10 protein-coding genes are annotated in these 9,911 nt (G+C 44.3%); 2 read left to right on the top strand and 8 right to left on the bottom strand.

Annotated elements, in window-relative coordinates; genetic code table 11:
• The 7 genes from ABYU67_RS11130 to dnaQ all read right to left on the bottom strand — a co-directional run.
• Positions 1–206, bottom strand: a 206-nt coding sequence (locus ABYU67_RS11130) for a DUF3144 domain-containing protein (protein WP_372845196.1), incomplete at its 3' end; no start/stop codon positions are given.
• 72 nt (positions 207–278) lie between these two features.
• Positions 279–1,445 (bottom strand): methionine adenosyltransferase, encoded by a 1,167-nt coding sequence (gene metK / locus ABYU67_RS11125; protein WP_372845194.1) that lies wholly within the window; start codon positions 1,443–1,445, stop codon positions 279–281.
• Positions 1,446–1,907: 462 nt separating this feature from the next.
• Complete coding sequence (gene nth, locus ABYU67_RS11120) at positions 1,908–2,603, bottom strand: endonuclease III (RefSeq protein ID WP_372845192.1); 696 nt, start codon at positions 2,601–2,603, stop codon at positions 1,908–1,910.
• Positions 2,604–2,644: 41 nt separating this feature from the next.
• Positions 2,645–3,493, bottom strand: a complete 849-nt coding sequence (locus ABYU67_RS11115) for an RnfABCDGE type electron transport complex subunit B (RefSeq protein WP_372845190.1) — start codon at positions 3,491–3,493, stop codon at positions 2,645–2,647.
• Between the two features lie 140 nt (positions 3,494–3,633).
• Positions 3,634–4,548: an NAD(+) diphosphatase gene (gene nudC, locus ABYU67_RS11110; RefSeq protein WP_372845188.1), complete on the bottom strand. Its 915-nt coding sequence runs from the start codon at positions 4,546–4,548 to the stop codon at positions 3,634–3,636.
• 80 nt (positions 4,549–4,628) lie between these two features.
• Positions 4,629–6,311 carry a hypothetical protein gene (locus ABYU67_RS11105; RefSeq protein ID WP_372845186.1) on the bottom strand — a complete coding sequence of 561 codons (1,683 nt, stop codon included), beginning with the start codon at positions 6,309–6,311 and terminating at the stop codon, positions 4,629–4,631.
• A 151-nt stretch (positions 6,312–6,462) separates the two neighbouring features.
• A complete protein-coding gene (gene dnaQ, locus ABYU67_RS11100; RefSeq protein ID WP_372845184.1) occupies positions 6,463–8,043 on the bottom strand; it encodes a DNA polymerase III subunit epsilon in 1,581 nt (526 codons plus the stop codon).
• Positions 8,044–8,348: 305 nt separating this feature from the next.
• Between dnaQ and ABYU67_RS11095 the strand changes: the two genes are divergently transcribed.
• Both ABYU67_RS11095 and ABYU67_RS11090 read left to right on the top strand, forming a co-directional pair.
• A complete protein-coding gene (locus ABYU67_RS11095) occupies positions 8,349–8,900 on the top strand; it encodes a hypothetical protein (protein WP_372845182.1) in 552 nt (183 codons plus the stop codon).
• A gap of 105 nt (positions 8,901–9,005) precedes the next feature.
• Positions 9,006–9,311, top strand: coding sequence for a hypothetical protein (locus tag ABYU67_RS11090; RefSeq protein ID WP_372845180.1), 306 nt, complete (start codon positions 9,006–9,008; stop codon positions 9,309–9,311).
• Between the two features lie 128 nt (positions 9,312–9,439).
• Here ABYU67_RS11090 and ABYU67_RS11085 read toward each other — a convergent pair.
• Positions 9,440–9,911, bottom strand: a 472-nt coding sequence (locus ABYU67_RS11085; RefSeq protein ID WP_372845178.1) for a YkvA family protein, incomplete at its 5' end; no start/stop codon positions are given.

The raw sequence follows: 9,911 nt of genomic DNA, 5'->3' as shown, positions 1-9,911 counted from the left end.
TAACGTGCGGCTGCATAAAGTAGTGATGCACCTACTTGTCCTGAATGCGCTTCAGAACCCAACTGACTGTTTGCGATACCAATAATGGCATCAGCACGATGGTAAAATGCTTGCATTTCAGGGGTAATCTCAATGTTAGCGTCAACATTGCTTTCTTGAATGTTGCTTTCTTGAATGTTGCTGTCTTGCATATTGTCTTGAGACATAAGCGACTCCTAATAAGTATTGGTAATTTTTAATTTATAAAAAGGGTTTGTAAGGGCAGCAACCTGATGTTTTTATAAACCAGCGTCTGCTTTTAAGATCTCAGCTTTGTCTGTTTTTTCCCACGTAAAGGCAGTTTCAGAACCGGGACGACCGAAATGACCAAACGTCGCTGTTTGCTGATACATTGGCTGTAATAGATTTAGCATACGGGTAATGCCATAAGGGCGCAGATCAAAATGGGTGCGAATCAGACGGATGATTTCATCGTTGCTGATTTTATTTGTACCAAAAGTATTGACAGAGATAGAGGTAGGCTCGGCAACACCAATGGCATAGCTGACCTGTATTTCACAGCGATCGGCAAGTCCTGCTGCGACGATGTTCTTAGCCACATAGCGCACGGCATACGCAGCACTGCGATCGACTTTTGATGGATCTTTACCACTAAAGGCACCGCCGCCATGACGCGCCATACCGCCATAGGTATCAACAATAATCTTACGGCCGGTCAATCCTGCATCGCCAACAGGACCGCCAATCACAAACTTACCCGTTGGATTAATATGATAGCGCGTACCTGCGTGTAGTAGCTCTGCTGGCAATACTTGTTTGATAATCGATTCCATGATCGCTTCTTGCAAATCTGTTTGCGAGATACTTGGATCATGCTGCGTCGATAGCACCACCGCATCGATAGCAACAGGTTTATTACCTTCGTATTTCAGGGTAACCTGTGCTTTGGCATCCGGACGAAGCCAAGGCAGCTCGCCTGCGCGGCGTAGCTCAGACTGGCGCTCCATCAAGCGATGCGCATATTCGATAGGGGCGGGCATCAATACTTCGGTCTCGTTGCTGGCATAGCCAAACATCAAGCCTTGGTCGCCTGCGCCTTGCTCTTCAGGGTCAGCACGGTCCACACCTTGAGCAATTTCAGGAGATTGTTTGCCAAGCATGTTGATGACGGCACAGGTCTCGCCATCAAAGCCCAAGTCTGAGTGGTGATAGCCAATACCGTTTACAGTATCGCGCACGATACGCTCAACATCGATATTTGCCGTCGTGGTGACTTCGCCTGCTAATATCACAGCACCTGTCTTAACCAAGGTTTCACATGCCACGCGTGCATGCAAATCTTCACGTAAGATGGCATCGAGGATGGCATCTGATATTTGGTCAGCCATTTTATCAGGATGGCCTTCGCTCACAGATTCTGAGGTAAATAAGTTGTATTCACGCATAATGGGATCGCTTAATGGAATCAATAAAGATAGGGAAAAGCATAACGTCTGGGCGCTGCTCTAATTGGTATTTGTCCGAACCATACTGTGCTCGGTGATTAATCGGTACCGCTCAATTCGCTTGTTCACAAATGCATGTATTATATAGAGTCAAATAAGACACATATTTGGATAAAACATAGGTTTATACAGAACATAAAGGGTCAGGCTAATAGCATCGCAGAATATGATGAAACGGCAACATATGTTAATAATCACCAGTCATATAACCACAAGCTAATGGTCCGCAATGTAAATACTCTGCGGTACTCGCCTAAAAATAGGGTTATTCTAACTCGAAACGTGATAAAACTCTAGTGAGCTGCGCTTGTTGTATGATAAGTAATGCTCAATAATGGCATTATAATTTCGCTTGAGCCTGTCTGCTGTTGATGTACTTTGTTATTATTATGGTCGTATAGCTCATAACTCTAAAAATGCCGCCTTATCCTTAAACATGCATTCTTCATAAACAGGACAAGCCCCGCATTTGGGTGTACGGGCTTGGCAGGTATAGCGCCCATGTAAAATCAGATAATGATGGGCATCAACGATAAAGTCATCGGGGATACGTTCGAGCAGCTTTTTCTCGACGATTAAGACGTTTTTGCCCGTGGCAAGTCCTGTGCGATTACCTACCCGAAAGATATGGGTATCGACCGCCATCGTCGGCTGACCAAAGGCGGTATTTAAGACCACGTTTGCCGTCTTGCGTCCAACGCCAGCAAGCGACTCTAAGTCTTTACGGTTATCAGGGACGGTACTATCAAACTTCTCAATCAAGTCACGGCAAGTTTTGATGACGTTCTTAGCTTTGGCATTAAATAAGCCGATATTTTTAATGTAACCTTTCAAACCTTCTTCGCCTAGAGCGAGTATGGCCTCAGGCGTATTAGCGACCGGATAAAGCTGGCTTGTGGCAATGTTGACGCTGACATCGGTTGCCTGCGCCGATAAGATGACCGCGATCAATAGCTCAAAGTTGCTATGATAATTGAGCTCCGTCACAGGCTCATCAATCGTCGCTGCCAGTTTCTCAAAAAATGGGCGCACATCACGATTGGGCATGCGCCTCGATGGTGGGGTATCGGCAGTTTTATGTTTGACAGTTTTACTCATAGTGTTTTTATTATCGTTATTTGCTATTATTTTATTGATTATTAAAGCTGGGACAGCTCTGTTTGTAATGCATCAAGCTCTGCTTGTTTGCTCTCACTTGGCCGGACACTCAGCTGTTTTTCTAGCTTCTTAATTTTACTACGTAGCTTCGCTGCGGCAATGGTGTTTTTTGCCTGCGCTTCGCTGATATTTAACGACTGACTGGCAGCATTGTTTAATTTCGCCTCTACCATACTGACCACGGGTCTGCTATTGCTACTATCTGCAAGTTGCTTGCTGACACGGTTTAAATGCGTGTGATAACGCTGTCTCAAATCCTCTTGTTCAAACGTGCGCTCAGCTGCCGATAGGGTGCGCTCAACGGCAACTAAGTCAATACAGTCAACTGGGCAGGGCGCAATACAGAGCTCGCAGCCAGTACATAAATCTGTAAAAATAGTATGCATGTGCTTACCCGTACCGACAATAGCATCGACTGGGCAGGCGGGAATACATTTGGTACAGCCGATACAGTCATCTTCACGGATCACCGCACGTACCTCGGTTGGGCGTTCAGAGCTCGCATCTATTGGCCACTGAGAAGACGCGGCGCTCAGTATCACTTCCTTGTTATCAATATTGATAATTTGAGCAATGGCATTGGTAACAGGCTGACCACCGGGTACACATTTATTGTATGGTTCATTCTCTAACACGATAGCGGCGGCGTAGGGCAAGCAGCCATCTGGATGCTCGCAAAGCCCACATTGTGTTTGCGGTAGGCAAGCATCAATTTGCGAGATTTTCGCTTGTATGTCCGCAGGTAAGTGCTCTAGATTCAAAGCATCGAACAAGATAGGCAAGTTGGTCAGACGGATGTGGGTGCTATGTTTACGGGTGGTGCTTTGCATATGCTTTAAAACCTTCATGTCAGTGCTAAGCTAAACTCTAAGGGCTAAGTTGTAAAGGCTGGTTGCTCTTAGCGCTGACATTAGAATGATAGGATAATAAGAATACTGTTAAATGCCGGATGCCGCGCTGATATTATAGATTAAAGCGAGATACCTTGCTCATTGGCAATTTGTGCAATCAGCTCGTAAGCTATGCTACCTTTTGAAGGTATTTTTGGCAAATTTGAGAGATCAAAAAAATCGGCATGTGACAGCTCATCTTCTTGAATGACAACCTCACCAGCGGCATAAGAAGCGCGAAAGCCTAGCATCAAATTAGATGGAAACGGCCATGGCTGACTGCTGACATAACGAATATCTGTGAGACTGATATTCACCTCTTCTGCCACTTCGCGCACAACCGCGTGCTCTAGGCTCTCACCCACTTCTACAAAGCCTGCAATCAGACCATACTGTAGCGCTTGTGAAGGGGTGGTTTGCTGTCCATAACGATGATGATGGGCGAGCAAAATCTGCATTTCACCTGTTTGTGGATTCGGGCGCGTGATGGCGGTGATGACGCAGGGCTGTACGCGTGGGTATTGGCGCAATCGGCACACTGGACAAACCATGGCGCGCTCATCTCGTTTAGCAGTTACAGTCGGTGCAGCACAGCGACTACAAAACTGTGTATCTGTTTGCCAACGCAATAGCTGTATCGCTTGACTAAGCTGATTGGACAAAGCCACGGGCAACTGAGCAATCAGCTGGCGGTAAGGAACAAACGCATTGCCGCTGGCCTCAGCGATGATGGGTAATGTAATATGATGTGCCACTGCATAGTCATAAGTAATGGCGCGACTTACTTGTACAGTGATGGTATCAGTGTTATGTAGATCACTAGATAGCGAGCGATTGGGCGCTAAGCTATCAGATAATGTTACTTGCCCCAATTGATACGCTTGCTCATTACTAACCTCGAAGGATGGTAGTTGAAGCTGTAAAGGCCACCAGCCATTAGACGTTTGATGACACAATATCGTTTCATCAGCTAGTACAAAGGCGCAAGTCATCATAAGGGTTTCCAAACGGTCAAAGACAAGCTCATATCAGTGCCGATATGAGCTTGTCTTTAGATCAATATTTAAATAAAGGATTAAGCGGCAAGCAATTGGCTTAAGCTATGTTGCCCAACATTCAATGCTTGCTTGCTGACAGGACGGTTGTTCTCAAAACCGTCTAAATGATGGTCGACTGCCATAATAACATCGGCGATATAAGTTAGGGTGCCGTCATCGATCCGATTACCACTACTGATACGCTGCTGCAAATAATTTGCCAATTGACTGAGCATACTGGCAGGCGTTGGCAGTTGTAAAAAGCGTACCGCGCCGCTGACTTGACGCAGCATTTCAGGCGTATTCTGAATATTAAGAATATCGCGCTCAGGCTCCGCAAGGTAGTCATTGATCGCTTGTTCAGCACTGGCAATTGCCATGCGACTCTCTTCTATCAAAGTATCATAAGCAGTATTCAACTGATGTAATGAGATATGGGGATTGTTTAACGGCAAATAAATCGCCCCTGGAGTATGCATCTCAGCCATGGCAATAGTCGCATTTTCTGCATGCATGAGTGCGAGTAATAAATGATCAAAATCTTCTGGCGTAGGCGAGCGCCATGTGCTGACGGCGTCTGAGGCTTTCATCAGGCTATTGGCAGCATTAGATAGACCTAAAAGATGCAGCGCAGAGCTTAAAGTAGTAAGCTCTTCAATGATTTGTGAGGTCTGCATGTCAATGGGGTTGATTGAGTCACCACGGGCATAGCTGTCGACATTTTCTTTAATGGTATTGATTTGAGTTTGGATAATAGTATTTAACGTATCGGTCAGCTCACGATTTGGCCCAAATAAAAAGCGCTCCATCTGCTGACGCTGTGGATCTTCTAAACGGTTGGCGGCGTATTGATCGCGCAGCATTTTTGCCGCTTCGGTATCACGTTGGCCGGCAAAACTGACCAAATCAGCAAAGCGCGTATCCATAACCGATAAATGGCTTTGGAGCTGCTGCTCGACATAAATCAGCGTATGCTTTTGACTGACATTAAGCGGCAGAATAGCTGCGATATCAGTGACCGCAGCGTACGCTGCTTGCCAAAATAGGCTGCTGGTATTTTCTGCTATCAAAGCGCAGGCAGCTGACATAGCATCCAGTTTTTGCTGATCATCTGGGGTAATGTTGCCATCTCGATTGATTAGCGTAACGCCCAGTCCACTACGGTAAGCATCAATCAATAACGCTTGATCAAGGTTAAGCTCATTAAGTGGCTGAAAATTCTTTTCAGGATTGGCGATAATGACGCTACTATTACCAAAAGCAGAAAAATAATCCGCAGCAATAGGCACTATCTGGCTATGAGCATTGAGCTTATTAATAATAGGTAGTAATAAGGTAGGTTCTACCGACTCAGTCAACAGCACAAACTCAACATAACGATCAAGCGTCATGATTGCTTCGGACAGATCCATAATTAAGTCAATATCACTATTGTCACCGCTGTTATAAAGCTGCTGTAACCCTTGTACAATCGCGTTATTAAGCGCCTCTGCACCCACCAAAGATATTAGCTTAAAAATACAAGAAAGCTGTTTTAATACGATGATAGAGTCTAATAATAAAGGTGCTTGGCTATTGTCGTCATTAAATTCGCCCAGATGAATTTCAGTGTCTTTGAGTATGACTTTGACCTCATCATGCAATAAGTGCAGCGATGGCAAATTAAAGTCAGTAACACTAAGCGTTGGCGCGGTCAATTTTATTTGCGTAGAGTGATTCATAATTACTTTTTCCATAAGTTACTGACGAAAATGGCAAATATTGAGAGGGTCAATCAAAAAAATAGCGCTAGATAAGGTTTTACGTTTTTTCGTTATAATAATCAAGACTATAGGCTCTAATAGCCAATATAAACAGCGATTTTAAAGACGGTTACATTTTGGCCTTTAGCTCAGGGTATTCTTCTGCAAGCGATGTGTACCAGCTTTGACTGGCGCTCTCATCAGTAGGTGACTCAAGCAATAAAGCCGCTAAATTGGCAAAGCTTGCATGGGCTGTGTGTCCGCCATCCGCTTGCGCGTCGTCCTCAATGCCTAGCGTTACCTGTCCGCCAGTCATCGCCAAGTAGACTTCAGCTAAAATCTCTGAATCTAGTAATGCCCCGTGAAAAGTACGGTCTTGCTTGCCCACATCTAAACGACGCACGAGCGCGTCCAGAGTGTTCTTTTGTCCAGGATATTGCTGCTTTGCCATGACCAGCGAGTCGGTTACTTTTACGCGCTCGGCAAAGTCATGCATACCAACTTTGGCAAACTCCATATTTAAGAAGTTCATATCAAATGAAGCATTATGAGCGATGATTTCTGCACCGTCCATAAAATCATAGAGCGCTTGGGCAACCTGGTCAAAGGTTGGTTTGTCGGTTAAAAATGCTTCAGAGATACCGTGAATGCGGATAACTTCTTCATCCATACCGCGCTGTGGATTGATATAGACATGGAGCTTCTCACCAGTAAACTTACGCCCGACCAACTCCACAATACCGACCTCAATGATACGATCGCCCTTTAGCGGATCAAGACCAGTGGTCTCTGTATCCATGATCAGCTGACGGTCAGACTCATGGCGATGGATAGGCTTTGGCAGCAGCGGTATAAAATATGGGTTGGCACGGCTGGTATCGCCATCGAATTTTGGCGTTGTATCAGGCGTTGGCGTATTGATAGCACCATCGGTATCATTTTCTGGCGTATTCGCATTCATCGTATCATCAGTCATAACGGTCTGGATTTCCGGCATATCTGTAGTAGAGGTAGGGTTATCATGATTATGATTATATGAGTTATCACTAAATGACTCATCACTCTCATTTTCAAGCTCATCATCCATCATGTCAAAACCTAATGGGTCAAAACTTAGCCAGTCATTGCTTTGGTTCTGGGGTTTATTGGTCATTATTGGCGCTTTTTTTTTAGCGGTGTCTTGCTCATTTATTACCGATGAATTTTCACTGGTTGAGGTTACGCCCAAATTGGCCAGCTCATCCGCTTTTTCATTGCCAGCATGTCCAGCGTGGCCTTTTACCCAGTGCCAAGCGACATCACGCTGCTGGCATAGCTCATCGAGTCGCTGCCATAGGTCTTGATTGGCGACAGGTTTTTTACTGGCTGTTTTCCAGCCTCTTTTTTTCCAGCCATCAATCCATTCGGTGATGCCCTTTTTGACATAACTTGAGTCTGTCCAAATCTCGAGTTTCTGCTCATGGGGGCTATGGGTTAAGGCTTGTATTGCCCCCATCAATTCCATACGATTATTGGTGGTTACTTTGTCGCCGCCATAAAAATCCTGCGTATGACCATCGCTAAATATCAGATGTGCGCCCCAGCCGCCAGCACCAGGATTGCCTTTACACGCGCCGTCAGTATAAGCAACCGTCGTATTGGCTTTGGCAGCGAGCGGATCGGTCGCGTGGTCGGTATGAGCATGAGGCATCGAATACGAATTTTCTGACATAAAAGCTGAGCAACCTGATAAATAATAAAGGCAAGAATAAAGCCACGGACGCAGAGCGAGTTTTGGTGGTTTTAGTACAAACGAGCGCTGCGTATTTTGGATTTGAGTATAGCAAATCTCAGCTCGCTATGGGTAATTATGGGTGGTGCTCAAACACAAAATCTTTGACGAAGATTAGATGGTCAGGCTATCTTTTTGGTTTTCTGTTAAAATAAGTAGCGACACCACCGGATAACGGTATAAGACGTATTATCGCCCTCTATTTAAACACTGCCTCTCACGCATAAATGCAGGATAACGCCCTTATGTTATTACGCTCAGCTAATTTTTGTAAAACATTTACTCCACTACTGGTTGCCGCAGTCGTAAGCAGCGCTATGTTTTTAACCGCTTGTAATGATAGCGATACGCTAGATGAGACGACCGCGGTAGTGCCAGTAGAGTTATCCGTTTTTGAGGGCTGCTATACTGTCAGCCATGATGAGCCTGCGCAAATAAAAGTCAGTCAACAGAATGATGTTTGGGTCATGCAGATGAAAGAGCCTGCAAGTGCCAAGCGTGTTTGGGATGATGCTGAGCCATTAGAGGTCATTGAGAACCGTGATGTACCAAAGTTTTTCTCTATCGACCCTGAGAATGTCGATGCGGTGATAGGTCGTCCGGATAGGGTGCTGGTGCTGGCGCATGTTAAGCCTGTTTATGCCAATATCGATCCGCTACTTGATAGTGAGTATTTGTCTTATATCTATAAAGGGGCAAACACCATTTACCGAGTCGAATGTGATGACGTTAATACTGATATTTTGGCCAATCCTCATGCCAATATCGTCGTTGATAATGTTAAAGAGACTATTTAGTTAGGTATTGTCATTCAATATTACATACCTGTTATTTATGATAAAAAGTGCTTTTTTATCAATACAATTTTGTTATAAACCGTCGTATCATTAGAGTTAGGCAATATGAATTTTTTTAGTTATGTGGTGCTAGGTGGGTTTTCGTATGCGGCTGGTTGGGCCATCAGAACCTATGTGCTCGACAAACAGCCAAAACCTGAGAAAGCTTATAATCTAAAGCATCCTGCCATCTTAGCGTACTTAGGCGGGTTCTTTATCATTATGCTGATAGTCTCATGGCTAATCGGTCGCTACTTGCTTGGGCATGCCAGCATTGATGTGCCGTTTATTATCATAAACAGTCTGGTTGCAACCTTTGTCTACTCGTTCGGTCTAAATCCAGAAAAAGCCAGTTATGATGTGCCGGATTAATGGTTTAGAAGACAGGGTAAATCTATAAAGATAGGATTATTCTCATACCAAGACCCAGTCAGTGATTATCTCATTGACTGGGTTTTTTTATATTGAACTGACTATAACTAAGTAGCTCTAATGAGTAGCTATGATGACTTTTTACTATCTGCCTTATTGTCTTTCGCTTTAGATTTTTTGTCCTTATCTGTTTTTTCCAGACCCTTATCTTCGAGCTTTTTATGGGTAAGCTTTGAGTCTTTATCGTCAGATGCGCCTTGTTTGTCTTTCCAAGTTTTGTATTTTAATAAATCCTTTTCCATAAGCTTTAGACAAAATTTTAGCACCAGTGCATCATCGATTTGACCGACAAAGGGTATAAAATCTGGAATAAGATCAATAGGGTTTATGACATAGAGCAGACCAACTACTGCTGCGGAAATGGTTTTGTAAGGGATATTACGATAGTTGCCTTGATAGTAATCTTTGACCAAACTCATGAGCAGTAGTAAATCATTGGTATAACGCTCAAGACCGCGACCTTTTTCTAGTTGGTCGTTTATTTTATCTTCTTTACCCAAAATGAGTTTGATACTATCCATCAGGCTTTTTTCCTCTTTT

This window comes from Psychrobacter sp. (genome assembly GCF_041554015.1).
In the GTDB taxonomy this organism is placed as follows: domain Bacteria; phylum Pseudomonadota; class Gammaproteobacteria; order Pseudomonadales; family Moraxellaceae; genus Psychrobacter.
Note: the sequence above shows the minus strand (reverse complement) of the source record. Positions and strands in the feature narration are given on the sequence as shown.